The organism is Pseudomonas sp. EA_35y_Pfl2_R111 (assembly GCF_963970955.1).
Classification (GTDB): domain Bacteria; phylum Pseudomonadota; class Gammaproteobacteria; order Pseudomonadales; family Pseudomonadaceae; genus Aquipseudomonas.
In genome coordinates this window covers 1,379,069-1,404,588 of the sequence record NZ_CAXAOM010000001.1, presented here as the reverse complement: position 1 = coordinate 1,404,588, position 25,520 = coordinate 1,379,069, and the positions used below count along the sequence as shown (strand labels likewise).

At 60.7% G+C, this 25,520-nt stretch carries 23 protein-coding genes; 18 read left to right on the top strand and 5 right to left on the bottom strand.

From position 1 onward, the window contains the following. The first annotated feature begins 60 nt into the window (after window positions 1-60). The 13 genes from ilvE (at window position 61) to AACY25_RS06680 (ending at window position 14,363) form a co-directional block, all read left to right on the top strand. Window positions 61-984, top strand: coding sequence for a branched-chain-amino-acid transaminase (gene ilvE / locus AACY25_RS06740; protein WP_339523296.1), 924 nt, complete (start codon window positions 61-63; stop codon window positions 982-984). 112 nt (window positions 985-1,096) lie between these two features. Next, entirely contained in the window at window positions 1,097-2,131 is a 1,035-nt protein-coding gene (waaF, locus tag AACY25_RS06735; RefSeq protein ID WP_339523294.1) for a lipopolysaccharide heptosyltransferase II, read from the top strand. 1 nt (window position 2,132) lies between these two features. Next, entirely contained in the window at window positions 2,133-3,134 is a 1,002-nt protein-coding gene (gene waaC / locus AACY25_RS06730) for a lipopolysaccharide heptosyltransferase I (protein WP_339523292.1), read from the top strand. Continuing rightward, the gene (locus AACY25_RS06725; protein WP_339523290.1) at window positions 3,134-4,255 is read left to right on the top strand and encodes a glycosyltransferase family 4 protein; all 1,122 of its coding nucleotides are present in this window, start codon (window positions 3,134-3,136) and stop codon (window positions 4,253-4,255) included. The genes waaC and AACY25_RS06725 overlap by 1 nt, the downstream gene beginning before the upstream one ends. After that, entirely contained in the window at window positions 4,252-5,082 is an 831-nt protein-coding gene (rfaP, locus tag AACY25_RS06720) for a lipopolysaccharide core heptose(I) kinase RfaP (RefSeq protein ID WP_339523288.1), read from the top strand. Before AACY25_RS06725 ends, rfaP begins: the two co-directional genes overlap by 4 nt. Then, a complete protein-coding gene (locus AACY25_RS06715) occupies window positions 5,079-5,816 on the top strand; it encodes a lipopolysaccharide kinase InaA family protein (protein WP_339523287.1) in 738 nt (245 codons plus the stop codon). The genes rfaP and AACY25_RS06715 overlap by 4 nt, the downstream gene beginning before the upstream one ends. Further along, complete coding sequence (locus AACY25_RS06710) at window positions 5,813-6,556, top strand: lipopolysaccharide kinase InaA family protein (protein ID WP_339523285.1); 744 nt, start codon at window positions 5,813-5,815, stop codon at window positions 6,554-6,556. Before AACY25_RS06715 ends, AACY25_RS06710 begins: the two co-directional genes overlap by 4 nt. Further along, entirely contained in the window at window positions 6,556-8,004 is a 1,449-nt protein-coding gene (locus AACY25_RS06705) for a lipopolysaccharide kinase InaA family protein (protein ID WP_339523283.1), read from the top strand. Before AACY25_RS06710 ends, AACY25_RS06705 begins: the two co-directional genes overlap by 1 nt. A 14-nt stretch (window positions 8,005-8,018) precedes the next feature. Further along, a complete protein-coding gene (locus tag AACY25_RS06700) occupies window positions 8,019-9,773 on the top strand; it encodes a carbamoyltransferase family protein (protein ID WP_339523282.1) in 1,755 nt (584 codons plus the stop codon). Further along, window positions 9,760-10,905, top strand: a complete 1,146-nt coding sequence (locus tag AACY25_RS06695; protein ID WP_339523281.1) for a glycosyltransferase — start codon at window positions 9,760-9,762, stop codon at window positions 10,903-10,905. The genes AACY25_RS06700 and AACY25_RS06695 overlap by 14 nt, the downstream gene beginning before the upstream one ends. A 1-nt stretch (window position 10,906) precedes the next feature. Next, window positions 10,907-12,190 carry a capsule biosynthesis protein gene (locus AACY25_RS06690; RefSeq protein ID WP_339523280.1) on the top strand — a complete coding sequence of 428 codons (1,284 nt, stop codon included), beginning with the start codon at window positions 10,907-10,909 and terminating at the stop codon, window positions 12,188-12,190. An 80-nt stretch (window positions 12,191-12,270) separates the two neighbouring features. Further along, window positions 12,271-13,494, top strand: a complete 1,224-nt coding sequence (locus tag AACY25_RS06685) for an O-antigen ligase family protein (RefSeq protein WP_339523278.1) — start codon at window positions 12,271-12,273, stop codon at window positions 13,492-13,494. A 29-nt stretch (window positions 13,495-13,523) separates the two neighbouring features. Beyond that, complete coding sequence (locus AACY25_RS06680; RefSeq protein ID WP_339523277.1) at window positions 13,524-14,363, top strand: lipopolysaccharide core biosynthesis protein; 840 nt, start codon at window positions 13,524-13,526, stop codon at window positions 14,361-14,363. On the opposite strand, the gene AACY25_RS06675 is transcribed toward AACY25_RS06680, so the two are convergent. Beyond that, complete coding sequence (locus AACY25_RS06675) at window positions 14,333-14,947, bottom strand: lipopolysaccharide kinase InaA family protein (protein ID WP_339523276.1); 615 nt, start codon at window positions 14,945-14,947, stop codon at window positions 14,333-14,335. The genes AACY25_RS06680 and AACY25_RS06675 overlap by 31 nt on opposite strands. Window positions 14,948-14,983: 36 nt before the next feature. On the opposite strand from AACY25_RS06675, the gene msbA reads away from it, so the two are divergent. From msbA to AACY25_RS06655, 4 genes are all read left to right on the top strand, one after another. After that, window positions 14,984-16,807 (top strand): lipid A export permease/ATP-binding protein MsbA, encoded by a 1,824-nt coding sequence (gene msbA / locus AACY25_RS06670; protein WP_339523275.1) that lies wholly within the window; start codon window positions 14,984-14,986, stop codon window positions 16,805-16,807. 98 nt (window positions 16,808-16,905) lie between these two features. After that, a complete protein-coding gene (hldE, locus tag AACY25_RS06665) occupies window positions 16,906-18,327 on the top strand; it encodes a bifunctional D-glycero-beta-D-manno-heptose-7-phosphate kinase/D-glycero-beta-D-manno-heptose 1-phosphate adenylyltransferase HldE (RefSeq protein WP_339523274.1) in 1,422 nt (473 codons plus the stop codon). 112 nt (window positions 18,328-18,439) lie between these two features. After that, window positions 18,440-19,723, top strand: coding sequence for an acyl-CoA dehydrogenase family protein (locus AACY25_RS06660; protein WP_339523273.1), 1,284 nt, complete (start codon window positions 18,440-18,442; stop codon window positions 19,721-19,723). A gap of 12 nt (window positions 19,724-19,735) precedes the next feature. Then, a complete protein-coding gene (locus AACY25_RS06655) occupies window positions 19,736-20,944 on the top strand; it encodes an acyl-CoA dehydrogenase family protein (RefSeq protein ID WP_339523272.1) in 1,209 nt (402 codons plus the stop codon). 61 nt (window positions 20,945-21,005) lie between these two features. Here AACY25_RS06655 and AACY25_RS06650 read toward each other — a convergent pair whose 3' ends face one another. The 4 genes from AACY25_RS06650 to AACY25_RS06635 all read right to left on the bottom strand — a co-directional run bounded on the left by AACY25_RS06650 (window position 21,006) and on the right by AACY25_RS06635 (window position 24,353). Beyond that, window positions 21,006-21,890 carry a metal ABC transporter ATPase gene (locus tag AACY25_RS06650; protein WP_339523270.1) on the bottom strand — a complete coding sequence of 295 codons (885 nt, stop codon included), beginning with the start codon at window positions 21,888-21,890 and terminating at the stop codon, window positions 21,006-21,008. Window positions 21,891-21,953: 63 nt separating this feature from the next. Further along, entirely contained in the window at window positions 21,954-22,772 is an 819-nt protein-coding gene (locus AACY25_RS06645) for an aldo/keto reductase (protein ID WP_339523268.1), read from the bottom strand. Next, window positions 22,772-23,944 (bottom strand): NAD(P)/FAD-dependent oxidoreductase, encoded by a 1,173-nt coding sequence (locus tag AACY25_RS06640; RefSeq protein ID WP_339523266.1) that lies wholly within the window; start codon window positions 23,942-23,944, stop codon window positions 22,772-22,774. The genes AACY25_RS06645 and AACY25_RS06640 overlap by 1 nt, the downstream gene beginning before the upstream one ends. Before the next feature lie 76 nt (window positions 23,945-24,020). After that, window positions 24,021-24,353, bottom strand: coding sequence for a DMT family transporter (locus AACY25_RS06635; protein ID WP_090249763.1), 333 nt, complete (start codon window positions 24,351-24,353; stop codon window positions 24,021-24,023). An 87-nt stretch (window positions 24,354-24,440) separates the two neighbouring features. Here AACY25_RS06635 and AACY25_RS06630 point away from each other — a divergent pair, with 87 nt between their 5' ends. After that, complete coding sequence (locus AACY25_RS06630) at window positions 24,441-25,325, top strand: LysR family transcriptional regulator (protein WP_339523264.1); 885 nt, start codon at window positions 24,441-24,443, stop codon at window positions 25,323-25,325. The last annotated feature ends 195 nt before the right edge of the window (window positions 25,326-25,520 follow it).

Here is a 25,520-nt window from a genome sequence, read left to right as displayed (position 1 = left end):
ATGTCGGACGCGCAGCGGCCGGCGAATGTTGTACCAATCGAGTTTGAGGAGCAGGCAACTATGTCGATGGCCGATCGTGATGGCGTGATCTGGTATGACGGCGAGCTGGTGCCGTGGCGCAACGCGACCACTCACGTGCTGACCCATACCCTGCACTACGGCATGGGCGTGTTCGAAGGCGTGCGCGCTTACAACACCCCGCAAGGCACGGCGATTTTCCGCCTGCAAGCGCACACCGACCGCCTGTTCGACTCGGCCCACATCATGGGCATGAAGATTCCGTTCAGCAAAGACGAGATCAACGAAGCCACCCGCGCCGCTGTGCGTGAGAACAACCTGGAAAGCGCCTATATCCGCCCAATGGTGTTCTACGGATCTGAAGCCATGGGCCTGCGCGCCAGCGGTTTGAAAACCCAGGTAATCGTTGCTGCCTGGAGCTGGGGTGCCTATATGGGCGATGAAGCCCTACAGGTCGGTATCAAGGTGCGCACCAGCTCCTTTACCCGCCATCACGTCAACATCTCGATGACCCGCGCCAAGGCCAACGGCAACTACATCAACTCTATGCTGGCCTTGCAGGAAGCCATCTCCGGCGGTGCCGACGAAGCGCTGCTGCTGGACCCAGAAGGCTACGTGGCCGAGGGGTCGGGCGAGAACATCTTTCTGGTCAAGAATGGCGTGATCTATACCCCAGAAGTGACCTCTTGCCTGAACGGCATCACCCGCAACACCATTCTGACCCTGGCCGCCGAGCATGGCCTGGAAGTGGTCGAGAAGCGCATCACCCGCGATGAGGTGTATATCGCCGATGAAGCCTTCTTCACCGGCACCGCCGCCGAAGTCACGCCGATCCGTGAAGTCGATGGCCGGCAGATCGGCGCAGGCCGCCGTGGGCCGGTCACCGAGAAGCTGCAAACCGCCTATTTCGACCTGGTGACCGGTAAAACCGATGCCCACGCCGAGTGGCGCACCCTGGTTAAATAAGCCGCTCGCGTGTGTCGGGTGGGGTTCCATCCGGCGATGCAGGCTAGGCTGATAGTCGAGCGTTGAGTCTGTCCGGGAGGCGAAAGCCTCCCCGGTCGTTTCTGGAATAGGCATGAAAATACTGATCGTAGGCCCCAGCTGGGTGGGCGATATGGTGATGGCGCAGACGCTGTTTCAGTGTCTCAAGCAACGCCAGCCCAATTGCGAGATCGACGTGTTGGCGCCCGAATGGAGCCGGCCGATTCTCGAGCGCATGCCCGAAGTGCGTCAGGCCTTGAGCTTTCCGCTCGGCCACGGCGTGCTGGAGTTGGCCACGCGGCGCAAGATCGGCAAATCCTTGGCCGGTCAGTACGATCAGGCGATTCTGCTGCCCAACTCGCTCAAGTCGGCGCTGGTGCCGTTTTTCGCCGGTATTCCCAAGCGCACCGGCTGGACGGGTGAGCTGCGTTATGGCTTGCTCAACGATATCCGCACGCTGGATAAAGAGCGCTACCCGCTGATGATCGAGCGCTTTATGGCGCTGGCCTTCGAGCCGGGCGCTGCGCTGCCGCAGCCCTATCCGCGCCCATCTCTACAGATCGATGCGCAGAGTCGCGAGGCCGCCTTGGCCAAGTTTGGCCTGAGCCTGGATCGCCCGGTGCTGGCGCTGTGTCCAGGGGCTGAGTTTGGTGAAGCCAAGCGCTGGCCGAGCGAGCATTACGCCAAGGTCGCCGAGCTGAAAATTCGTGCCGGTTGGCAGGTGTGGATTTTCGGTTCGAAGAGCGATCACCCGGTCGGCGAGGATATTCGCAGCCGGCTGATTCCCGGACTACGCGAGGAAGCGGTGAACATGGCCGGCGAAACCAGTCTGGCTGAAGCCATCGACCTGCTGTCTTGCGCTGGCGCTGTGGTGTCCAACGACTCCGGCCTGATGCATGTTGCCGCTGCGCTGAATCGCCCACTGGTGGCGGTCTACGGTTCGACCTCGCCGGGTTTTACCCCGCCGCTGGCCGAGCAGGTGGAAATCGTCCGCCTGGGTATCGAATGCAGCCCATGCTTTGACCGCACCTGCCGTTTCGGCCACTACAACTGCCTGGTTCAGCTTAAGCCGCGCCCGGTGATCGAGGCGCTGGATCGCCTGGCCAGTGACCCGGTCGAGGTTGAATAGCTTGCGGGTACTGTTGATCAAAACCTCTTCGCTGGGCGATGTGGTGCACACCCTGCCTGCGCTCACCGATGCGGCGCGCGCTATTCCCGGTATCCAGTTCGATTGGATCGTCGAAGAGGGTTTTGCCGAGATACCGGCCTGGCATCCGGCCGTGGCGCAGGTGATTCCGGTGGCCATCCGCCGCTGGCGCAAGCATCTCTGGAACGCCTTTAAGAATGGTGAGTGGAAGCGCTTTAAGCAGCGTCTTGGCGAAACCAAGTACGACCTTGTCATCGATGCCCAGGGCCTGCTGAAAAGCGCCTGGCTAACCCGTTATGCGCGGGGTCCGATTGCCGGCCTAGATCGTGATTCGGCCCGCGAACCGCTGGCCAGTCGTTTCTACGACCACCTCTATGCGGTGCCGAAGGAGCAGCATGCCCTTGAGCGTACTCGCCAGCTATTCGCCCAGGCGCTGGGCTACACGCTGCCAGCGGGCGTCGGCGACTACGGTCTAAACCGCGCGCAATTGGCCGACTCCGTATCGCAGCCGTACTTGCTGTTTCTGCATGGCACCACCTGGCCAAGCAAGCATTGGCCGGAAGCCGATTGGCGTGCGCTGGCCGAGCAGATGAGTGCACAAGGCTGGGCTGTGCGCCTGCCTTGGGGCAATGAAGCCGAGAGAGCACGCGCCGAACGGATCGCCGTCGGCATTGAAAATGCCGCGGTGCTGCCCAAATTAAATCTTGCAGGCGTGGCCAAGGTCATCGCTGGGGCCAGCGCCTGCGTGGCGGTGGATACCGGCCTGGGCCACTTGGCCGCTGCGCTGGATGTGCCGAGTATCTCCCTGTACGGCCCGACTTTGCCGGGGCGCGTCGGTGCCTATGGCCGTGGCCAGGTACACCTGTGCGCCACCGGGCCGAACGCGGGCTCGGGTGATCGACACAAAGCCTGTTTCGACGGTCTGGATGCCGAGCGTGTCGCCACACAATTGCAGGCCCTGTTGCTGGCCGAGGACGTTGTCTGATGCAGCTCGCGTTTATCCTTTACAAATATTTCCCGTTCGGCGGCCTGCAGCGCGACTTTATGCGCATCGCCCTGGAGTGCCAGGCGCGCGGTCATGCTATCCGCGTCTACACGCCGATCTGGGAAGGTGAAGTGCCTGCGGGCTTCGAGGTGGTGGTGGTGCCGGTCAAGGCGCTGTTCAACCACAAACGCAATGAAAAGCTCACCGCCTGGGTTGAGGCCGACCTGGCCAAGCGTCCAGTGGATCGGGTGATCGGCTTCAACAAGATGCCTGGTCTGGATGTCTACTATGCCGCCGATGGTTGCTATGAAGACAAGGCGCAGACCCTGCGCAATCCGCTGTACAAGCGCTGGGGGCGTTACAAGCACTTTGCCGATTACGAGCGGGCGGTGTTTGCCCCCGAGTCGAAGACCGAGATTCTGATGATCTCCGAAGTGCAGCAGCCGCTGTTTATCAAGCATTACCACACCCCGCTGCAGCGCTTTCACCTGCTGCCGCCGGGTATCGCCGCAGACCGCCGCGCGCCGGCCAATGCAGCCGAGATCAGGGCCGAGTTTCGCGCCGAGTTCAAACTGGCGGATAGCGACCTGCTGCTGGTGCAGATCGGCTCCGGCTTCAAGACCAAGGGCCTGGATCGCAGCCTCAAGGCCCTGGCCGCCTTGCCGCGCGAGCTGAAACAGCGCGCCCGGCTGATCGCCATCGGCCAGGACGATCCGCGCGCGTTCCAACTGCAGGCCAAGGCCTTGGGCGTGTCTGATCAGGTGCAAATTCTCAAGGGTCGCAGCGATATCCCGCGTTTTCTGCTGGGTGCCGACCTACTGATCCATCCCGCCTATAACGAAAACACCGGCACCGTACTGCTGGAAGCCTTGGTTTCCGGCCTGCCAGTGCTGGTGACGGATGTGTGCGGCTATGCCCACTACATCGCCGAGGCCGATGCTGGGCGGGTGCTGGCCAGTCCGTTTGAGCAAGAGCGTCTTAATCATCTGCTCGCCGATATGCTGGCCGACGACTCACGCCGGGCGCTCTGGTCGCGCAATGGCCTGGCCTATGCGGACAGCGCCGATCTGTATTCCATGCCGCAGCATGCGGCCGACATCATCCTGGCGAAGCGTCCATGAAATTGGTACTGGCTGAACCCTTTAAAAGCCTGTGGGCCGGTCGCGATGCCTTTGCTGCTGTCGAGGCGCTGCAGGGGCAGGTGTACCGCGAGCTGGAAGGCCGCCGCACGCTGCGCACCGAAGTCGATGGGCGTGGTTACTTCGTCAAGATCCATCGCGGCATCGGCTGGGGAGAAATCGCCAAGAACCTGCTCACCGCCAAGTTGCCGGTGCTTGGCGCGCGCCAGGAGTGGCAAGCCATTCAGCGCTTGAAAGAAGTCGGCGTGGCGACGATGACCGCCGTGGCCTACGGTGAGCGCGGCAGCAATCCGGCGGCGCAGCACTCCTTTATCGTCACCGAAGAGCTGGCGCCGACCACCGACCTCGAACAACTCAGTCTGAGCTGGGCGCAGCAACCGCCCGAGCCAAGGCTCAAGTGGGCGCTGATCGAGGGAGTGGCGAACATGGTCGGAGCCATGCACCGCGCCGGGGTCAATCATCGCGACTGCTATATCTGCCACTTTCTGCTGCACACCGATAGACCGGTAACCGCCGAGGATTTCCGCCTGTCGGTTATCGACCTGCACCGCGCCCAAGTGCGTAGCGCCGTGCCGCTGCGCTGGCGCAACAAGGACCTGGCTGGCCTGTATTTCTCGGCGCTGGGTATTGGCATGACCCGCCTCGACAAACTGCGATTTTTGCGGGGCTATTTTGCCGCGTTAAAGGGCGATCAGCCATTGCGCCAGATTCTGCGTGAAGAGGCGCGGCTGCTGGCCTGGCTGGAGCGCAAGGCAGAACGATTGTTGCAGCGTTACGCGCGCAAGTATGCGCCGGGGACTGGGCAATGAGTGAGTGGCGGGTAACCGAGAACTGTCCCGCTACGTTGCGTGACGAGCTGGCCGACCTGTCGAGCGTGTTTGCCCTCGAGGGGCAACGGCTGACCCGCGATCCGTTGTCTGAGGTGGTTCGTATTGAGCGTGATGGCGTGTGCTACTACGTCAAGCGTTACTGGGGTGCGGGCAAGGGGTTGCGCCGCTATATCGGTCGGCCACGGGTCAAGGCGGAGTGGCAGAACCTCAAGTATTTTGCCAAGTGGGGCATCCCCACTGCATCCATCGTGGCCTATGGCCTGGAGCGCAACGCGGGGTCCTTCGTGCGTGGCGCGCTGATCACCCGCGAGTTGCCCCGTACCGAGGATATGGCGCTGTTAGCGCGGCGTGAGGACGAGCGCCTTGCCGACCGGGGCTGGGTCGAGCAGGTCAGTGTGCAATTGGCCCGCGCCACCCGCACCCTGCATGACCACCACTTCACCCATAACGATTTGAAGTGGCGCAATCTGCTGGTCAACGACCGCGCGGAGCTGTTCTTTATCGATTGCCCGACCGGAGCGTTCTGGTGGGGGCCGCTGCTCCGCTACCGCATGATCAAGGACCTGGCCTGTCTGGATAAGGTGGCCAAACACCACTTGAGCCGTACTCAGCGCTTGCGCTTTTATCTGCAATACTGTGGTCGCGAGCGGCTAAGTGCTGCGGATAAACGCAGGGTGCGCCGCATCGTCAAATTCTTCGAGGGGCGGGAATGAGTGATTTTATCGCGGCCGAGGATCGTGCCGTGCTTGAAGGTCGCAACCTGGCCAGTTTCGAGGCGCTATGGGCGTTGCAACTGGAAGCCGTGGATGAGCCCAATACCGAACGCGGTGGTTGGAGCAGTGTGTATCGCCTGGAGCTGGGCGGTGCGGCCTTCTACCTCAAGCGCCAGAGCAACCACCTGACCCGCAGTTTGCTGCATCCTTTCGGCGAGCCGACCTTCGCTCGCGAGTTTCGCAATATCCAGGCATATCGTCGGCTGGGGATCCCTGCTCTGCAGGCGGCATTCTTCGCTGAGCGACGTTTGCCAGGCGAGCGGCGCGCCATCCTGCTGACTCGCGCATTGGACGGCTGGCACGATCTCGAACATTGGCTGCAGGGCTGGAGCTCTACACCCGGCGCTACTCGCCAGGCCATCCTGCGCGCTTGCGGTGAGCTGGCGCGGCAGCTGCACGGTGCGGGGCAGATGCACGGTTGTTTCTACCCCAAGCATATTTTCCTAAAGGCGAACGGCGCGGCTTTTGCTGCGCAGCTGATCGACCTGGAAAAGACCCGCCCACTATTGTTCGGCCAGCGTGATCGGATCAAGGATCTGGAGCCGTTGTTGCGTCGAGCCAGCGTCTGGACCGAGGCCGAGGTGCGCGAGCTGCTGCTGGCCTACCTGGGTGCTGCAGGCGACCTAGAGGGCTGGTGGCAGCAACTGCGCGCACGCCGGCGACATAAGGAGGCGCGTTGATGCAGCTGGCCCAACTAGCCCAGGCCGGTCGTGCGCCGGCACTGCCGCTGCGCCTCGAACTGGCGGGCGAGATGCTGGAGCTGCAGCGCCTGTTGCGCGTGTTGCCGGATCAACGCTACGTCGCACTTGCGCTGTGGCGCGGTCGGCCGGTACTGGCCAAGCTGCTGGTTGGCGGCAAGGCCGAGCGGCATTTTCAGCGCGAACTGCAAGGTGCTCGCCTTCTCGCTGAGCAGGGTTTACGAACCCCCGAGCTGCTGGCTCAGGGCTGGCAGGCAGGCGAGGGTGGTTGGCTGCTGTTTGACTACCTCGCCGATGCGCAAAGCCTGTGGGATGCCTGGCGAGAGGTGGAGAGCCAGCCGCTGCTGAGTGCGGCGCAGCAGGCTGTGCTGGGCGAGGCCCTGGCCGTGATCGCACATATGCACGCCAGGGGCCTGTGGCAGTCCGACCTGCACCTGGACAACCTGTTGCGCCATGCTGGCAGCGTGTCGGTTATCGATGGTGGCGGGGTGTGCGTCGAAGTCGCTGGCACGCCTCTGTCGCAGGCGCGGGTGCTGGAGAACCTCGGCATGTTCTTCGCTCAGCTGCCTGCGGACGTGCAGCCCTTTATCGAAGAGCTGTTAGTGCACTACCTGCTGGCCAATGGTGAGCACGCGTTGCCGCTGGAGGCGCTGCTGACCGAGGTGGATAAGCTTCGGCGCTGGCGTTTGCGCGATTATATGAAGAAGATTGCCCGCGATTGCAGCCTGTTCAGCGCCAAGGTCGGTGCGTTTGGTCTGCGCGTGGTGCGCCGTGACTACGCCGCTGAGCTTGCGCCATTGCTCGATCAGCCCGACGCTCTGCTCGCGCAAGGGCGCGCCTTGAAGTTGGGCGGTTCGGCCACAGTGGCTCTGGTCCACCAGGCCGAACGCGAGCTGGTGGTCAAACGCTACAACGTGAAGAGCGTTGCTCACTGGCTCAAGCGTTTCTGGCGGCCCAGTCGGGCCTGGCACAGCTGGGTTGAAGGCAATCGCCTGCTGCTGTTGGGCATCGCCACCCCGCAGCCATTGGCTGTGCTAGAGCAGCGCTGGTGCTGGCTACGCGGGCGCGCCTACCTGATTACCGAATACTGCGGCGGGCAGGATATAATCGCGCGCTTTCAGCCATACCAGGATAGGACTCCCCCGGAAAGCGAGCTGCTAGCGCTGGATCGTTTGTTTGCCGCCTTGCTGCGCGAGCGCATCAGTCACGGCGATTTCAAGGGGAGCAATCTGTTCTGGGATGAAAACCTGGGTCGCTGGTCGTTGATCGACCTCGACGCCATGCAGCAGCACCGTAGCGCGCGCAGTTTCGCCAGGGCCTATGCCCGCGATCGCGCCCGTTTTCTGCGTAACTGGCCCGCTGATTCGGCGCTGCACCAGTTGCTCAACCAACGTATACCGCTGACGCCCGTCGTCGGCTCAGCAGACTAGAAGAGGCAAAACCAGTGGCACTGACCATTCTCGGCCTGTCCGGCGCCCTCAGCCATGACCCTTCCGCCGCCCTGTATATCGACGGCAAGCTGATCGCGGCCGTCGAAGAAGAGCGCTTCGTGCGCGACAAGCACGCGAAGAACCGCATGCCCTACGAGTCCGCTAAGTTCTGCCTGGACCAGGCCGGGATCAAACCTTCTGACGTTGATGTAGTGGCCATCCCGTTTGCCCCGATCAGCATCTTTGAGAAGGCCCGCTGGCAGTACGCCAAGCGCTATTGGTACGCGCCGGACCGTGCGCTAGACGCGATCCTCATGGGCAACCGTCGCTACAAGCGCTACTACAAGCACATCCAGTGGTGCCTGCAGCAGCTCGGCTTCGACCTGAAGAAGATCAAGATCGAACCGGTCGAGCATCACCTGGCCCACGCCGCCAGCGCCTACCACTGCTCGGGCTTCACCGAGAAGACAGCGATCCTCGGTATCGACGGTAAGGGCGAGTACGCCACCACCTTCTTCGGCTATGGCGAGAACGGCAAGATCCACAAGATCAAGGAGTTCTACGATCCAGATTCCCTGGGTGGTCTGTACGGCGCGATCACCGAGTTCCTCGGCTTCGAGATGCTCGACGGCGAGTTCAAGGTGATGGGCATGGCCCCTTACGGCGATGCCAGCAAGTACGATTTTTCGCGCCTGGCCAAGTTCGAAAACGGTGAGCTGATCATCAACACCGAATACGCCAACGTCATCGGCCTGCGCCGCTATAAAGAAAACGGCAAGGGCTTCTACTTCTCGAAGAAGCTGATCGAGTGGCTGGGGCCGAAGCGTCAGGGCGATATCGCCGATGATCCGTACATCCACTATGCCGCCAGCATGCAGGCGCTGTTCGAGAAGCTGGCGCTGCAGATGATGGAACACTACCTGGGCGACATCATTCGTGAGACCGGCAAGATCGCCTTCGCCGGCGGCTGCGCGCTGAACGTCAAACTGAACCAGAAGATCATCGCCCGCGACGATGTGAAGGAGCTCTTCGTTCAGCCCGCTTCCGGCGACGCAGGTACTGCAGTCGGCGCTGCCGCCTACGTCTCACACCAGCGCGGTGTGCCGGTGGAGAAGATGGAGCACGTCTACCTCGGCCCGTCCTACTCCAACGAAGACGTGATTGCTGCCTGTGTGCGCCATCCGAGCAAGCCGGTGTTCAAACAAATCGACAATATGCCGCAGCGTATCGCCAAAATCATGGTCGATGCCAACCCAGTGGCTTGGTTCCAGGGCCGCATGGAGTTTGGCCCACGCGCCCTTGGAGGTCGCTCGATCATCGGCTGCCCGAGCGTGCCAGGCGTAGCCGACCGGATTAATGAACAGATCAAGTTCCGTGAGCGCTGGCGCCCCTTCTGCCCATCGATGCTCGACACTGTCGGCCCGCAGATGCTCAAGGTCGATCACCCGAGCCCGTTTATGACCTTCACCTTCGAAGTCAACGAAGAGTGGAAGACCCGCGTCGGCGAAGTGGTGCATGAAGATGGCACCTCGCGCGCCCAGGTGCTCAAGCGCGAATATAACCCTCGCTACTACGACATGATGCTGGAGTTGGAAAAACTCACCGGCAACGGCGTGTCGCTAAACACCTCGCTGAACCGCCGCGGCGAGCCCATGATTTGCTCGCCCACCGACGCCCTGAACATGTTCTACGGCTCCGATCTGCAGTACCTGATCATGGAAGACATCTTGGTGGTCAAGGACGGCAAGGGTTGGTATGACAACATCTGAGGTTACTGAGACTGACCAGCCGTGGGTGCTGCAATTTTGCCACGGCTACGACGGGCCTTTTTTAGACTGTGCCCGTCAATACGCCAGTCTATTCGCGGGCACCCGCTACAAAGTACTCACGGTGTTTCTGACTGGTGCACCTGATCCACTGGTGGTGTCCGGTTGCGCCTCAGACGAGGTGATATTCCTCAACTACCGCTCCAAGGACATTGGTGGTTTGAAGCTGCGGGCAATTCGCGACTTACGTGCCATTGCCCGTACGAGGCTGTTCGCACTGTGTATCGCACACCGCTTCAAGCCGCTCTATATCGCGTGCCTGGCCACAGGTTTGCCGATTATCGGAGTGAGCCACGCTTTTGGCGTCTATCAGCGCTGGCCGCGGCGCTTGTTCGCTCAGGCGTTTCGTCGTCGCCTGAGCTTGTTGGGAGTTTCCGAAGCGGTGCGCGACGATATACGTCGTTGCTTGTCCGATTGGCCAGCCGAACGCGTTGAGGCTCTGCACAACCGCATCGATGTCGAGCAATTACAGGCTACGCAATTGGGCCGCCAGGCCGCCCGCGAAGCCCTGCAACTGCCTGCCGATGCCTGGATTGTTGGTAATGTTGGTCGCCTGCATCCCGATAAAGACCAGGCCACATTGGTTCGTGGTTTTGCACGTGCATTGCCCCAGCTCCCTGCCGATAGCGTGTTGGCAATATTAGGTAGCGGGCGTCTGGAAGACAGTCTTAAAGGGCTCGCCATGGAGCTTGGCGTGAGCCAGCAGGTCTTGTTTCTCGGTCAGGTTCCCGAGGCGAAGCTTTACTTCAAAGCGTTCGATGTATTCGCCCTGAGCTCCGATCATGAGCCATTCGGTATGGTCCTGCTGGAGGCTATGGCAGCAGGCGTTTTGTTGATTGCGACGGCCTGTGGCGGCGCTCGCGAAGTAGTCGAAGGCGTCGGCGTGCTATTCCCGCTGGCCGACGATCGTGCTTTGTCTCAAGGCTTGCTGCATATGGCGCAGTTGGATTCGACGCAGCGTCTAGCGTGCGCACAAATCATGCAGGAACGGCTAGTAGAGCGCTTTTCGGATGCCGCTATTAGCCGGCGCTTCTGGGCGCTGCCGATGATCGCGCCAGTGCTCGGCGGTAATTAACATGACGACCACTAGCCAGCCAGATATTCCGACAGCAGGAGCCTGGGCCGCGAAGGCCCGTGCATTGGATCGCTACCGTTGGCTGATGCTACGAGAGCGGCATGGGCTACTTGGTGCAGCTTTTCGTTTCGGCCGTGATGCATTGTTTGATCTTGTCTTTGGGGCCCGCGCACATCTAGCCTTGCCTAGTCGAATGGGCATGGCTGAGCCATGCGACTTTTTACTGCTACAGGGGGCTCCCAAAGTCGTTCCACTGCAGCGCAAGAAGCGATTAATCGAAACGTTGCGGTCCCGCGGCCATCGCTTAATTGAAAGCGCTCTCGAAGAGCCGAGTCGCGTCATTGCAAACAAGATGTTGTCTCGTCCTCCGCAGCCAGTGCCACTGCGCTATTTTGGCTATGCGGCGTACGCGGAGTGGCTGGTTCAGCGGTATGACCCCCGCTTGCTTATAAATGACCGCAATGGCAGTTTTTTTGCCCCATTTTTGCGCTTATCACTTAATCAGCGGCATCGGCTACTTGTTCATCTAGCGCATGCCTCGACAGTTGAGAACTCCCGACGCTTAGGAATGAACGACTACGACTATTACCTCTTGTTTGGTAAAAGTTCGGAGGAGGCGCTGAGAAAGCGTTCTTTACGATTCGGCACCTCTACTCTGCTACTGGCAGGTTCCCACATGATTGACTCGGCTTTCGACTTGCCTGCGGCCTCGCAAGCGTTGAAAACAGTCCTAGTGTTGGGTGTGGGGCCGGATAAGGAAAAAGAGCCGTGCTACCTTCACAATTATCAGCTCGTGAGTGATTGGGCGGCAGCTCATGCTGATCGTCATGTTTTGATCAAGGGTCACCCACGCAGCCGTATGTCGTTCTGGAAACAGGCGGCACAGACACGAACGAATATTGAAGTATTGCCGGCCGACTGCCCGTTGGAGAAAGCGCTTGAGCAATCGGCCATTGCCATCAACTTTATGTCGAATGCCGTTATAGAGGCCGGTCTGGCTCGTCGTCCGGCGATCTACGTTAATACCTGCCAGGAACCTGAAATCTTTGAGCAGGAGCGTTTTTTTGGCTTGGCCGTTAAGAACGCTGTTGTTTTGCAAGAACGCATTAATCTAATTGAGCAGAATTATCCAACGCATGTTGCTCATGCCGAGGACTTTGCTTGTTTTCATTTGGCCGGCGGCGTGAAGGGGCTGGAAAGAACTGTCGCAGTTCTTGAAGCTCTTGCTAGTGGGGCCGGCTTGCCGGCTGATATTGAACAGTCGATATTGACGATGAGTACATAGATCGAAGCCGACAGCTTTGCTGTCTCGTGTTGTTTTTAACTAAAAATATTCTGTTAGCAGTTTGAACTTGGGGAAAGGGTATGGGGCTGGTCAGTACTATTCGCGCGAATGCCGTGGATGTTGCTCAGAAATGGGCGGCAACGGGTTTTCTGGTGTTCTTGGCAAGCTCCTTCTTCTTGGCGAGTAGTCGTCAGAAGACGGTGTTCTACATGCTGGTGGCTGTGCCATCGCTGTTGTTGTTTATTAGATTCAAGTCGTTACTTAGGGAGAATATCTGGCCTTTACTCTCGGTTTTAGCATTCTTGGCCTACTTCTCTGCGAGCTCTTTGTGGTCAGGTGTGGCCTCTGAATCGCTGGAAGATTCCTTGAAATTCAGCCTGAGTATCCTCTGCCTGATGCTGGGAGCTGACGCTGCCTGTCGGCGCTTCTCCCCTGAGTTTTTCACCCGGTCGATTGCATGGGTCGGCGGCTTCGCAGCTTTTTTATACCTAGCGGTGATTCTTTGGAAAACCCCTGATTTTGCGACGTTGCTGGCCGATAGAAGTTCGTTCAGGGACCTGACGGGCTGGGGGGCGAGCAATCCTATTTCTTCGGCGATCTACCTGGGTCTTGCCATATTGGCGGCTTGGTGGTTACTTCCAAACGAGGCGCGGCATGTCCAACTTGGGCTCATAGTGGTTATTGCGGTCAGTATGGTTATTTTGTTTTTAACCAAGAGCCGCGGCCCAATGCTGGCACTGTTTGCAACACTGCTGCTGCTTTCGTTATGTAGGCGCAGCCGGACTGATATCACGTTGCTGCTCACCGGCTGTTTTGCCGCGCTGGCCATTGTTCTTACCACGGATATTTTATCGCTAGTCATACAGCGTGCGACCGAGCCGAATTACCGTATGGAAATATGGACGGCGTCACTGGAGCAGATTAAGCAAAATTGGGCATTCGGCCAGGGTTTTGGCCACGAGGCCGGTATTCAGATAAAAGCGGATAAGTTTGTGACTCATGCCCACGCCTCAATGCTTGAGGTTTTCAGAGTCGGTGGTTTGCTTGGTGGTGGTTTACTCTTGGGAATGTTGTTTTCACTCAGTAAGGGCGCCATGACCCATCGTCGTGGACTGTTTTTCCTGCTTTGGCTTGTTTATGGCTTGCTCTGCTTGTCCACTAACGGGCGCATGTTGCTGAGCCGGCCTTCTATTGAGTGGTTTGGTTTTTGGATTCCTCTGTTCCTTTTATATTTCTCCACGCGCCCTGAGGCCGTCGAGTTGGCTGCGGATGAGCAAAGCGCCAAGGGCTTGGGGGATGTATAGATGCACGGAAGCAGTGAGCGCTTATCGTGATGGCTGATCCAGTGGCCCTTGAGTCGCGGCTTCAGCAGTTATGGGATGGGGGGCGAAAGTTCCAGCAGTGCAAGGGTATCCACTCCGGCCCCGTGATCATTTTCGCCTCCGGCCCTTCTGCCGCCCAGTTTCCCCTTGAGCGCTACGCACGAGTGCCCTTCATTACGATGAATGGGGCTATTGCGCGTTTCTCCCAGACCTCGGTTCGCCCCCTGTTTTATCTTTGCGATGATCAGGGGTTTGTCCGCGAGCGTCGTCAACTGGTGTTGGATGGTATTCGTTTAGCCAAACATGCGGCTCTTGGCGCTAACGCCCTGAAAGTCCTGATGCAGGCCTCTCCTGATGCTGTCGAAATGGCAGATCCGCATTTGATGCTACGGGTTAATCGGCCTCTAGCAGGTGCGCCCTTGTCAGATCGCCAGTTTGCCTGGCAGGCGCGCGGTAACGCTGAGTTGGAATGCGGTTTCTCTCTATTTCAGCGTAAGCCCAACCGCATTGGCTTTAGTCGAAATATGCAGTTTGGCTATTTTGGCGGTAGAACTATCCCCTATGCAGCCGTTCAGCTTGCGTTCCACTTAGGCTTTGATCGTGTTTTTTTGGTTGGAATGGACCTCAATGCTCAGACCGGGCGCTTTTATGAGCAAGCCGGGGACGCGTTACCTAGCCGTCTTGACGATGACTATGTGGATTACATTCTTCCCAGTTTTCAGCTGATGGCGAAGCGAGTCGTCGGAGAAAACTTTCAGGTATTTAATTTATCAACTGATAGCCGGATGCCTTCGACGATAGTGCCGAAAATCGATCTGGTTCAGTTCGAGGCGCTTCTCGCCCGCTCGTAATGATCCATCAGCTGTTGCCAGGGAAAGTCTTGGACTTTTCGCCGCTGCAGATAATTGTACATATGCTGGAAGTTACGCCGAATCATCCTCGACCCAAGCGGTCGGCGTTTAAACCGCATATCCAGAAAATCGATCAAACCAAAGCCGCCACAAGGCGTAAGCAATACGTTGCCTAAATGGAGGGAGCGAAAGTAGATGCCTTGCTGGTGGAGGTGATGAATGTAGTCGGCCAAACGCGGCAGTACGCCCTCAAATTCTGTGGGGGAGTCGTTAAATAATCGATCTAGCGATGTGCCTTGAAGGGGCGCATACAAGCATGCGCTCACGCCTTGATTCTGGTCGATCCAATAGCACTCCGTGATTAGGGGTGTGGCGATGCCCAATTTTTGTAGGCGGTGGGCGTGTTCAGCGAAGCGCAAGGCGTCTGGACGCAAGCGGGCTAATAGTGGGGCGCGGCGGCTGCGAAATATCTTCAGAATCTCCCCCTCAGGCAAGCGCAACACCTTAGGGCCGTTAGTGTCTTTTTCCAGAACATCGCCGGCACTCAGCCAGCCTTGCAATTCGTTCGCTGTTACAATCCGCATCTTTGTCTCTCTAGCCAGTCGTATGAGGCTTGCCGAATGGCCAATTCTACCCAGCAATCCAGTCTGAAAGTGTACTTACGGTTGCTGCGCTATGTGCTGCCTTACTGGGGGCTGTTCGCCATCAGTATTCTCGGCTTCCTGATTTTCGCCTCCACGCAGCCGATGCTGGGCTATATCCTCAAGTTCTTTGTGGACGGTTTGAACAACCCGGAGGCGAGCTTCTTCGCCGCTGTGCCGTACCTGCGTGACATCGCCTGGTTGAGCCAGTTGAAGCTGTTACAGGCCGTGCCGATGCTGATCGTGCTGATCGCGCTCATGCAGGGTATCGGCTCCTTTCTCGGCAACTATTTCCTCGCCAAGGTTTCCTTGGGCCTGGTGCATGACATGCGGGTGGCGCTGTTCAATAACCTGTTGACCCTGCCCAATCGCTATTTTGACAACCACAACTCCGGCCATCTGATTTCCCGCATTACCTATAACGTGACCATGGTCACCGGGGCGGCCACCGATGCGATCAAGGTGGTGGTGCGCGAAGGCATGACCGTCATCTTCCTGTTTGCCACGCTGCTGTGGATGAACTGGCAGCTGACTTTGGTGATGGTCGCGATTCTGCCCATCATCGGTCTGATGGTCGTCAGCGCGAGCAAGAAATTTCGCAAGCAGAGCAAGAAGATCCAGCTGGCGATGGGCGACGTGACCCACGTCGCCTCCGAAACCATTCACGGCTACCGGGTGGTGCGCAGCTTTGGTGGCGAAGATTACGAGCAGCAGCGTTTCTGCAGTGCCAGCACCGAGAACCGGCACAAGCAGCTGAAAATGGTAAAGACCAACGCGGTCTACACCCCGAGCCTTCAGTTGGTCATCTACAGCGCCATGGCGGTGTTGATGTTCCTGGTACTGCTGTTGCGCGGGGATGCCTCGGCCGGCGATCTGGTGGCCTATATCACCCTGGCGGGGCTGTTGCCCAAGCCGATCCGGCAGTTGTCCGAGGTCAGCTCCACGGTGCAGAAGGGCATTGCCGGTGCCGAAAGCATTTTCGAGCAACTCGACGAGGCCCCTGAGATCGATCACGGCACCCAGGAGCGCGAGCGCGTCAGCGGGCGGCTGGAAGTGGTCAATCTGAGCTTCCAGTACGAGGGCACCGACAAGCCGGTACTGGACGACATCAGCTTTGTGGCCGAACCCGGACAGATGGTGGCGCTGGTCGGCCGTTCCGGCAGCGGCAAGTCGACCCTCGCCAACCTGATTCCGCGTTTCTATCACCACGATCAGGGGCAGATCCTGCTCGACGGGGTGGATGTCGAGGACTACACATTGCGCGACCTGCGGCGTCATATCGCCCTAGTAACCCAGCATGTGACCCTGTTCAACGATACGGTGGCCAACAATATCGCCTACGGCGACCTGGCGGGTGCGCCGCTTGACGATGTGCGCAAGGCCTCGGAGCTGGCCTACGCGGCCGAGTTTATCGAGCAGATGCCGCAGGGCTACGCCACCCTGGTAGGCGAAAATGGTGTGCTGCTGTCCGGCGGCCAGCGTCAGCGCCTGGCGATCGCGCGGGCCCTGCTCAAGGATGCGCCGCTGTTGATTCTGGACGAGGCCACCTCGGCCCTCGATACCGAGTCCGAGCGGCATATCCAGGGCGCGCTGGACGAAGTAATGAAAGGACGTACCACCCTGGTGATCGCCCACCGCCTGAGCACCATCGAGAAGTCCGACCTGATTCTGGTGATGGACAAAGGTCGGATCGTCGAGCGCGGCACCCATGCCGAGCTGCTGGCGCTCAATGGCTACTACGCGCGTCTGCACGAGAAGGATTTTGTCGATGCGCTGCAGCCGGTCCCGGAGTCGGCGACCTGAATGTCTGCGGGCTTGTCTGGCCGCTGGCTGCCGGGGGGCTTGGCGGGCGTGACCAATGTTATGATTTGCGCAGATTTTCTGCCGCTTTCGGGGTGTTTATGAAATTGTCCATGCCGCGTTTCGACCAGGCCAGTGTTCTGGTAGTGGGCGATGTCATGCTTGACCGTTATTGGCATGGCGGTACTTCGCGGATTTCTCCGGAGGCGCCGGTGCCGGTGGTCAAGGTCGAGCAGATTGAGGATCGTCCGGGCGGTGCGGCTAACGTCGCCCTAAACATCGCCGCGCTTGGCGCGCCAGCTACGTTGCTCGGTGTGACCGGTGAGGATGAAGCCGCCGAAAGCCTGCGCAACAGCTTGCGGGCGGTTGGCGTGAAGACCTTTTTTCAGACGATCAAAGATCAACCCACCATCGTCAAACTGCGGGTGATGAGTCGTCATCAACAGCTGCTGCGCATGGACTTCGAAGAACCATTCCGCACCGACAGCGCCGCCCTGGCCGCCAGCGTCGAAGCGCAGCTGGATGGCATCAAGGTGCTGATCCTCTCGGATTACGGCAAGGGTGCATTGCAGAACCATCAGGCGCTGGTGCAGCTGGCGCGTAGCAAAGGTATTGCGGTGCTGGCCGACCCAAAGGGTAAGGATTTTTCCATCTACCGTGGCGCCAGCCTGATTACCCCGAACTTGCACGAGTTCGAAACCATCGTCGGACCGTGCCACGACGAGGCCGAGTTGGTGGCTAAGGGCGCGGCCCTGATGGCTGAGCTGGATCTGGGGGCGTTGTTGGTGACCCGCGGCGAGCACGGTATGACCCTACTGCGCCCCGAACATCCAGCGCTGCACCTGCCGGCGCGCGCGCGCGAAGTGTTTGATGTGACCGGCGCTGGCGATACGGTGATTTCCACCTTGGCCGCCAGCCTGGCTGCCGGTGAAGATCTGCCGCAGGCGGTGGCCCTGGCCAACCTGGCCGCTGGTATTGTGGTCGGCAAGCTGGGGACTGCAGCGATCAGCGCGCCTGAATTGCGCCGTGCTATCCAGCGTGAAGCCGGCTCCGAGCGCGGTGTGCTAAGCCTTGATCAACTGCTGCTGGCCATCGAAGACGCCCGCGCCCATGGCGAAAAGATTGTCTTTACCAATGGCTGTTTCGACATCCTGCATGCTGGCCATGTCACCTATCTGGAGCAGGCGCGCGCCCAGGGTGATCGACTGGTGCTGGCGGTGAATGACGATGCCTCGGTTAGCCGCCTGAAAGGCCCCGGTCGGCCGATCAACGCAGTGGATCGGCGTATGGCCGTGCTGGCTGGTTTAGGCGCGGTCGATTGGGTGGTGAGCTTTAGTGAAGATACCCCGGAAAACCTGCTACGTGCGGTCAAGCCGGATGTTCTGGTCAAGGGCGGTGACTACGGCATAGAGCAGGTGGTCGGCGCTGATATCGTCACGGCTTATGGCGGCGAGGTGCGGGTGCTGGGGCTGGTGGAAAACAGCTCGACCACCGCCATCGTCGAGAAGATCCGCAGCAAGTAAGCCTCTGCCCAGCGACTGGCTGCTTTGCCAGTCGCTGCCGTCGGCGCGGTCATAGGCGCTTGCCCCGGCCGCGCGCATGATCATTGGCATCCCCCGCATGGAGCGAGACGCCATGACTTCCGACGTACAGGGCCGTGCCCTGGCAATGCTCAACCGGGTCGCCCAGGCTGACTGGCCGGACCGCTTGAAGCTGCGCAAACCCTTCGAAAAACTTATCTATAACGGCAGTCGTGCGAGCTTTCGTGCGGCTGCGCAGCGCGCCGGTAAAGTCGCCAAATTGCCGCGCGCGGCTGACCCTGACGCGCTGTTTGATCTGTCCTTGTCCGATGAACAGCAGATGCTGGTGGAGATGCTGGAAGCCTTCGCCAGCGAAGTGCTACGCCCGCTGGCTTATGACGCCGATGAGCAGGGCGCACTGCCGGCTGCATTGCTTAACCAGGCGCATGAGCTTGGACTGACGCACTACGCAGTGAACGAAGCCCAGGGCGGTATGGCCGGTGAGCGCACCACCTTGAGTAATGCGCTGATCGCCGAGGCGCTAGGCAAAGGCGATTTGTCTCTGGCCGCCGCGCTGCTGGTGCCACTATCAGCAGCCAACTGCATTCGTCGCTGGGGCAATGCGGCGCAGCAGGCGCGCTGGCTGCCGGTCTTTGTGAGCGAGGAGCCCGCGCCGGTGATGGCCATTGCGGTCAATGAGCCGACGCCGTTGTTTGACCCGCAGAAGCTGGCAACCCGGGCGCGCAAACGCGGCAAGCATTATGTGCTCAGCGGTGAGAAGAGCCTGGTGCTGCGTGGCCTGGACGCCAGTCAGCTGATCATCGCGGCGCAGGCGGCGGATGGCCCGGCGCTGTTTATTGTCGAGGCTGGCGCCAAAGGCTTACAGCGCAGCCCGCAACCGGCCATGGGCCTGAAGGCCGGTAGCACCGCGCGCGTGCGGCTGAATGGCGTCAAGGTGCCGGTTGAGGCGCGGCTCGCAGCTGAGCATTTCAACTACCAGAGCTTTCTCGATTACGCCGGGCTTGCCTGGTGCGCCCTGGCCGTGGGCACGGCGCAGGCGGCGCTGGATTATGTGGTGCCTTACTGCAATGAACGGCTGGCCTTCGGTGAGCCGATCAGTCATCGCCAGGGGGTGGCCTTTATGGTCGCGGATATGGCCGTGGAGATTGATGCCATGCGCCTGATGGTCTGGCGTGCATGCGCACGTGCCGAGCAGGGTTTGTCGTTCCAGCGCGAAGCCTATCTGGCGCGCCTGCTGTGCAGCGAGAAAGCCATGAAGGTTGGCACCGACGCCTTGCAGTTGCTCGGCGGCCACGGTTTTACCAAAGAACATCCAGCCGAGCGCTGGTACCGCGATTTGCGTGCGCTGGCGATTATGGCCGGCGGTCTCCAGCTTTAAGGGCGCCTCAAAATGAATCTGGAAACCCCAAAGAAATTTCGTGGCCTGGTCAATCAGGCCCACCAGGTGGCGGAGAATTTTTTCCGGCCGCTTTCGCGTAAGTATGACAAGGCCGAGCACGCCTACCCCAAGGAGCTGGATCTGCTAGCGGCGCTACTCGATGGCATGAATGCCGGCTCGCCGGACGCCATCGGTGCCACCTCGGCGAGCAAGCGGGGAGCGGCCCGTGAACAGCAGGAAGGCACCAAGAATGGCGGCAATCTGTCCGCCCTGCTAGGCGTGATGGAGCTGTGCTGGGGCGATGTCGGCCTGCTGCTGGCCATGCCGCGTCAGGGCCTGGGCAACGCGGCCATCGCTGCGGTGGCCAATGATGAACAGCTGGCGCGCTTCGGCGGCACCTGGGCGGCCATGGCGATTACCGAGCCGGGTTGCGGTTCGGACTCGGCGGCGATTCGCACCACGGCGATCAAGGATGGCGATCACTACGTGCTCAACGGCGAGAAGATCTTCGTCACCTCCGGAGAGCGCGCGGATGCCGTGGTGGTCTGGGCCACCCTGGATAAGAACCTCGGGCGTGCGGCAATCAAGTCTTTTGTGGTGGAGCACGGCACGCCGGGTATGAGCGTGACGCGACTGGAGAAGAAGCTTGGGATCAAGGCTTCCGATACTGCGTCGATCAGCTTTAGCGATTGCCGGGTGCCGGCGGCCAATCTGCTGGGCAATCCGGAAGTCGATGTACAGAAGGGCTTTGCCGGGGTTATGGAAACCTTCGACAACACCCGTCCGCTGGTGGCCGGCATGGCGGTTGGCGTGGCCAAAGCCTCGCTGGATCGCACCCGCGAGCTGCTGAAGAAGGTCTGCACGCTGGATTACCGCAAGCCACTGCTCAGTGTCACGCATGCCGAGGCGACGCTGTATCGCCTAGAGGCCGAATGGGAGGCCGCGCGCCTGCTGACCCTGAAAGCTGCCTGGATGGCCGACAACAAGTTGCCCAACTCCAAGGAAGCCTCCATCGCCAAGGCCAAGGCCGGGCGGGTAGCCAACGAGGTGACCCTGAAATGCGTCGAGCTGGCCGGTGTGCTGGGCTACGGCGAGGATGAGTTGCTGGAGAAATGGGCGCGCGACTCGAAGATTCTCGACATCTTCGAAGGCACCCAGCAGATCCAGTTGCTGATCGTCGCCAGGCGCCTGCTGGGCAAGAGTTCCAGCGAATTGAAGTAGTTGTTCATGCGGGCTGGGTGAACCCAGCCTGCTTGCCAGAAGAATCCCTTTTTTGCCCTGCCTAGGCGGGGCTTTTTTGCGTTTGCGCCAGCCAATCCTTCCAGCGAATACGCTCATCGCGCACCAGCCAGCCATCCTGTGGTGCGAAGCTTTCGGCCAGCCACAGGCCGCGGGTGCTGGCGGGTGATAGCTGGCCCTGCTTCAGGGTCAGCAGCTCGGCGGTCGGCCGGCCTTGGTCCAGCGCAATCAGAAACAGGTCGGGGCGCGCACGATTGAGGCGGGCGATCAGCTGACCATCTTGCAGATGTTCGTCGACATGCAGCAGGCTGAGTTGACGCGTTTCCTTGGGCAGGTCCAGGCGCAGGTCATACACCAACTGCAATGAGGACGTCGGCAGGTGCACGTAGGCGCGCGGGCGTTCGAGCAGCTTGAGGTTGCCGCACTGCACCGGCCGCGCCGCGCCGGAAAGCGAGCTGAGGCTGAAGTGCGCGGTTTCCCGGTAGCGCAGGCTGCTCTGGTAGGGCGTCGGCAGCCAGGTGTCGCCAAAGCGCCCGCTTAGCCAGCCTTCCGGGGTTTCCAGCAGACATTCTTCGGCCACTTCCTGAATCGCGGTGAGCAGCGGCAGGTTGAGTTCGTGGGCCGGCACGTAACCGGAGATCAGCTTGAGCACCACATCGCCGCGATCAGCGCGGCGCTGGCGCACCAAAACCCAGTATTCGCGGCCCTGCCAGCAGAGGGTCAGGCGCACCGAGACGCCGAGGTTGGCCAGCTCCACGGCAAAGCGCTGGGTGTCGTCCACGCATACGGGTTTGCGCTTCTCCAGCATCTGCGCGAAGTTCAGCGGCATACCCAGGCCCTGATAGCTCAGGCCTTCCGGGCTGGCTTCGACAAACAGCTGCAGGGTCTTGAAGTTGCTCGGGTCTTTGCGGATCAGGGTGCGTGGCATGGCAACTCCTCGCGGGCATAGGTACGGCCTGAGAGCTTGGCACAGATGGGCGGGCGTGAACGCTTAGGCAATATCCTGTATTACAGCGGCGGCGGTGGCGACGTTCTGCGCCAAGTGGTGCGGGTTGATGGTGCCGATGATTGCGCTGGTGGCTGCCGGGTGGCCGAAGATCAGCTCGAAACTCGCGCGTACCGGGTCGATACCGGGACTCAGGCAGGCGTGGCCGCTTGCCAGGGCCTTCTTGATCAGGATGCCTTTGCCGTGCAGTTCGGCATAGTCGAGCACGGCCTGTTCGGCCTGCTCATTGAGGTTGAAGGTGACCATTGCGCAGTCACCGTGCTCAAGTGCCAACAGGCCGCCGTCAACGGTTTTGCCGGAGAGGCCGAAGCCACGAATCTTGCCCTCGCGCTTAAGCTCGGCCAGCGTCTCGTACACACCGCTGTCACGCAGAATTGCCACATCGTTGCCGTCTGAGTGCACCAGCACCAGGTCGATAAAATCGGTTTCCAGACGTTTGAGGCTGCGCTCCACCGAGAAACGGGTGTGCGCCGGGGTGAAGTCGAAGTGCGACTGGCCGTTATCGAACTCTTCGCCGACCTTGCTGACAATCACCCACTGCTGGCGCTGGCCGCGCAACAACGGGCCGAGGCGGGTTTCGCTGGTGCCGTAGGCGGGTGCGGTGTCGATCAGGTTGATGCCCAGATCATGGGCTTGGGCCAGCAGTTCGCAGGCGGCGGCGTCATCGGGGATTGTGAAACCGTTGGGGTATTTCACCCCCTGATCACGGCCCAGTTTGACCGTGCCCAGGCCCAGCGGTGAAACCAGCAGCTCGGTGGCGCCCAGTGGGCGATGCAGGTTGTGCAGGCTGTGCAGTGGATGCATCAGAACAGTTCCTCCCAGGCGGGTGGGGCGACGGTCGGGCGCGGCAGCGCAGGCAGTGGTGCGTGCTGCGCCGGCTGAATGCCGTCGCGGGCCAGCGCCGCCAGCACGCGGTCGGCAAAGTCCGGGGCTAAAGCCAGCTTAGTCGGCCAGCCGACCAGCAGTTTGTCCTGCTCATGCAAAAAGGCATTGTCCGGGCGCACCAGGCCGGATTGCGCCGGCTCGGCGCGCTCCACCCGCAGCGTGGCCCATTGCGCGGCGGACAAGTCGACCCAGGGCAGCAGCTCGCTTATTTCTTTCTGCGCCGCCTGGATCTGCGCCGCTTCATCACGGGCCACGCCATCGGCTTCGGCCAGATCGCCCCCCAGATACCAGACCCATTGGCCATCGGCCGCCGGGTGGGTAGTGATGGTGACGCGCGGCTTTGGCCCGCCGCCCAAGCAGTGGGCATACAGTGGTTTTAGCGTCGGGCCTTTGACCAAGGCCATATGCAGCGGCCGCAGTTGCTGCGCTGGCTGGCTCAGGCCGAGGCTACTGAGCAGCTCGGCATTGCCACGGCCGGCGCTCAGGATGACGCGCTGTGCGCGGATCTCCCGGCCATCCACAATTAGTCCGGCCAGTTCGCCATTTTCCCGCAGCGGTTCGATGTGCTCGGCAGCCAGCAGGCCATCGCCGGCCAGTTCGCTGAGGCGGCTGATCAGGCTCGGCACGTCCAGCACCAGTTCGGCCAGGCGGTAGACCTTGCCCTTGAATTTCGGGTGTTGCAGCGCGGGCGGCAGTTGTTCGCCCTTGACCTGATCGACCCGCCCGCGCACCGCCTTGCTGGCAAAAAAGCTGGTGATATTGCCGGCCAGGCTGCCGGGCGACCATAGGTAGTGGGCATCTGAGAGAAGGCGTACGCCTGTGAGGTCCAGTTCACCGCTACCGGCCAGGGCTTCACGCCAGCGCCGTGGCATATCGGCAATGGCTTCGGAGGCGCCAGTCAGCGCGCCATGCAGCGCGTATTTGGCGCCGCCGTGAATGATGCCCTGGGATTTCACACTCTGCCCGCCGCCGAGCTGGGCGTTTTCCACCAGCACGGTGGCGAAACCTTGGCGGCGCAGGCGCGCATTCAGCCAGAGGCCGGCGATACCGCCGCCCACGATCAATACATCAGTGCTTAACGCCTGGGACATGCATGTGTCTCACCGGGAAAACAGGCGCGCAGTATAACCCGCTCGCGCTGTCACGCCTGCGTGGCCCAGAACCGGCTTAATGCCCGACGCTTTGCGAGAACAACTGAATAACTACGACGCCGGCAACGATCAAACCCATGCCGAGCATGGCCGGCAGGTCCAGGCGCTGCTGGTAGAGAAACACCGCAGCGATGCTCACCAGGACAATGCCCAGGCCTGCCCACACCGCATAAGCGACTCCGACTGGAATGGTTTTCACCACCAGGCTGAGCATCCAGAATGAGATGGCGTAGCCGACCACAACCAAGAGCAGGGGCAGAGGTTTGTTGAAACCATCCAGGGCCTTCATCGAGGTGGTGGCGATGACTTCGGCAGTGATGGCAATTGCGAGGTAGAGATAGCCGCCCATGATGTGGCCTCCTTGGTGGTCTGGCGGCCATTCTAGTGATCTGGCCGATGGGATAAAGTGATTACCTATCTGAATTGGAGATGGGTTATGCAGTGGAGCCTGGAGCAGATTCGCCTGTTTGTCAGTGTCGCCGATGGTCAATCGTTCTCCGCCGTGGGCCGGCAGCTACAACGTGCGCAATCGGCGGTGAGCAATGCGATTGCTCTGCTGGAGGCCGACTTGGGCGTGCGCCTGTTCGAGCGCAGTAGCGGCCGTCAGCCACGCCTGACCGAGGCCGGCGCGGCTCTGCTGGAAGAGGCGCGCGAGGTGCTGCGCCAGTGTCAGCGTCTGGAAGGCCGTGCGCTGGGCCTGGTACGCGGTGAAGAGGTGTGCCTGCGCCTGGCGCAGGATGAGGCCATGCCCTATCAGCCGGTACTCGACAGCCTTGAGGCGCTGGCTCAACAATTCCCGCTGCTGGAGGTGCAACTGGCCAGCGGCGCTCAGGGCGATGTGGCGCGCAAGCTGCTCGAACACCGCGCGGACCTCGGCTTGCTGTTCCATCATGAGCAGATGCCCGATGCGCTGGAGCGCCAGCGCTTGGGCACTATCGAGATGGTCACCGTGTGCGGGGCAGGGCACGCCTTGGCGCGGGCCGGGCATGTCGACCGGCGTGAGCTGGCGCGGCATCGGCAACTACTGATGGCACCACAGGACAGCCATTACCCCGGCGGCGAGCAAATCAGCCCGTCGGTCTGGCGCACCGACAGCTTCTACGCCATGGCCGAACTGCTGATGCGCAACCTCGGCTGGGCCTGGCTGCCGCGCCATGTAGTGCAGTACCCAACCTACCAGAGCCAGCTGGTTGAGCTGAGCAGCGACTGGACGCCGCCGCCATTGGTGGTGGAGCTGGTTTGCCGGCGTGATGAGGCGCTGGGGCCTGCGGCGCTGTGGCTGGCCGAGTGTTTCGCCCAGCATCTGCAGGCGATTGGCTAGCAGGCCGCTGAAAAACTACCTGCTTGGCAATACTGCGTTAAAAACAGGCCGGTACGCGGCGTCTCGGAATGCTCATTTACAGCACGTAAACTCGCGTGCGAGCCCAGTCCGCTTCCTCGCCGCTTTGACCAGCCGGAGGCTGTTACTAACGTAGCGCCTTGTCTTGCCTGCCTCGCCTACATTTTTCAACGGCCT

Bases quoted from the DNA above. Each gene is read 5' to 3' on its own strand.
- ilvE (WP_339523296.1), top strand. From the start codon at position 61: ATGTCGATGGCCGATCGTGATGGCGTGATCTGGTATGACGGCGAGCTG.
- waaF (WP_339523294.1), top strand. From the start codon at position 1,097: ATGAAAATACTGATCGTAGGCCCCAGCTGGGTGGGCGATATGGTGATG.
- AACY25_RS06725 (WP_339523290.1), top strand. From the start codon at position 3,134: ATGCAGCTCGCGTTTATCCTTTACAAATATTTCCCGTTCGGCGGCCTG.
- rfaP (WP_339523288.1), top strand. From the start codon at position 4,252: ATGAAATTGGTACTGGCTGAACCCTTTAAAAGCCTGTGGGCCGGTCGC.
- AACY25_RS06715 (WP_339523287.1), top strand. From the start codon at position 5,079: ATGAGTGAGTGGCGGGTAACCGAGAACTGTCCCGCTACGTTGCGTGAC.
- AACY25_RS06710 (WP_339523285.1), top strand. From the start codon at position 5,813: ATGAGTGATTTTATCGCGGCCGAGGATCGTGCCGTGCTTGAAGGTCGC.
- AACY25_RS06705 (WP_339523283.1), top strand. From the start codon at position 6,556: ATGCAGCTGGCCCAACTAGCCCAGGCCGGTCGTGCGCCGGCACTGCCG.
- AACY25_RS06695 (WP_339523281.1), top strand. From the start codon at position 9,760: ATGACAACATCTGAGGTTACTGAGACTGACCAGCCGTGGGTGCTGCAA.
- AACY25_RS06690 (WP_339523280.1), top strand. From the start codon at position 10,907: ATGACGACCACTAGCCAGCCAGATATTCCGACAGCAGGAGCCTGGGCC.
- AACY25_RS06685 (WP_339523278.1), top strand. From the start codon at position 12,271: ATGGGGCTGGTCAGTACTATTCGCGCGAATGCCGTGGATGTTGCTCAG.
- AACY25_RS06680 (WP_339523277.1), top strand. From the start codon at position 13,524: ATGGCTGATCCAGTGGCCCTTGAGTCGCGGCTTCAGCAGTTATGGGAT.
- AACY25_RS06675 (WP_339523276.1), bottom strand. From the start codon at position 14,947: ATGCGGATTGTAACAGCGAACGAATTGCAAGGCTGGCTGAGTGCCGGC.
- msbA (WP_339523275.1), top strand. From the start codon at position 14,984: ATGGCCAATTCTACCCAGCAATCCAGTCTGAAAGTGTACTTACGGTTG.
- hldE (WP_339523274.1), top strand. From the start codon at position 16,906: ATGAAATTGTCCATGCCGCGTTTCGACCAGGCCAGTGTTCTGGTAGTG.
- AACY25_RS06660 (WP_339523273.1), top strand. From the start codon at position 18,440: ATGACTTCCGACGTACAGGGCCGTGCCCTGGCAATGCTCAACCGGGTC.
- AACY25_RS06655 (WP_339523272.1), top strand. From the start codon at position 19,736: ATGAATCTGGAAACCCCAAAGAAATTTCGTGGCCTGGTCAATCAGGCC.
- AACY25_RS06650 (WP_339523270.1), bottom strand. From the start codon at position 21,890: ATGCCACGCACCCTGATCCGCAAAGACCCGAGCAACTTCAAGACCCTG.
- AACY25_RS06645 (WP_339523268.1), bottom strand. From the start codon at position 22,772: ATGCATCCACTGCACAGCCTGCACAACCTGCATCGCCCACTGGGCGCC.
- AACY25_RS06640 (WP_339523266.1), bottom strand. From the start codon at position 23,944: ATGTCCCAGGCGTTAAGCACTGATGTATTGATCGTGGGCGGCGGTATC.
- AACY25_RS06635 (WP_090249763.1), bottom strand. From the start codon at position 24,353: ATGGGCGGCTATCTCTACCTCGCAATTGCCATCACTGCCGAAGTCATC.
- AACY25_RS06630 (WP_339523264.1), top strand. From the start codon at position 24,441: ATGCAGTGGAGCCTGGAGCAGATTCGCCTGTTTGTCAGTGTCGCCGAT.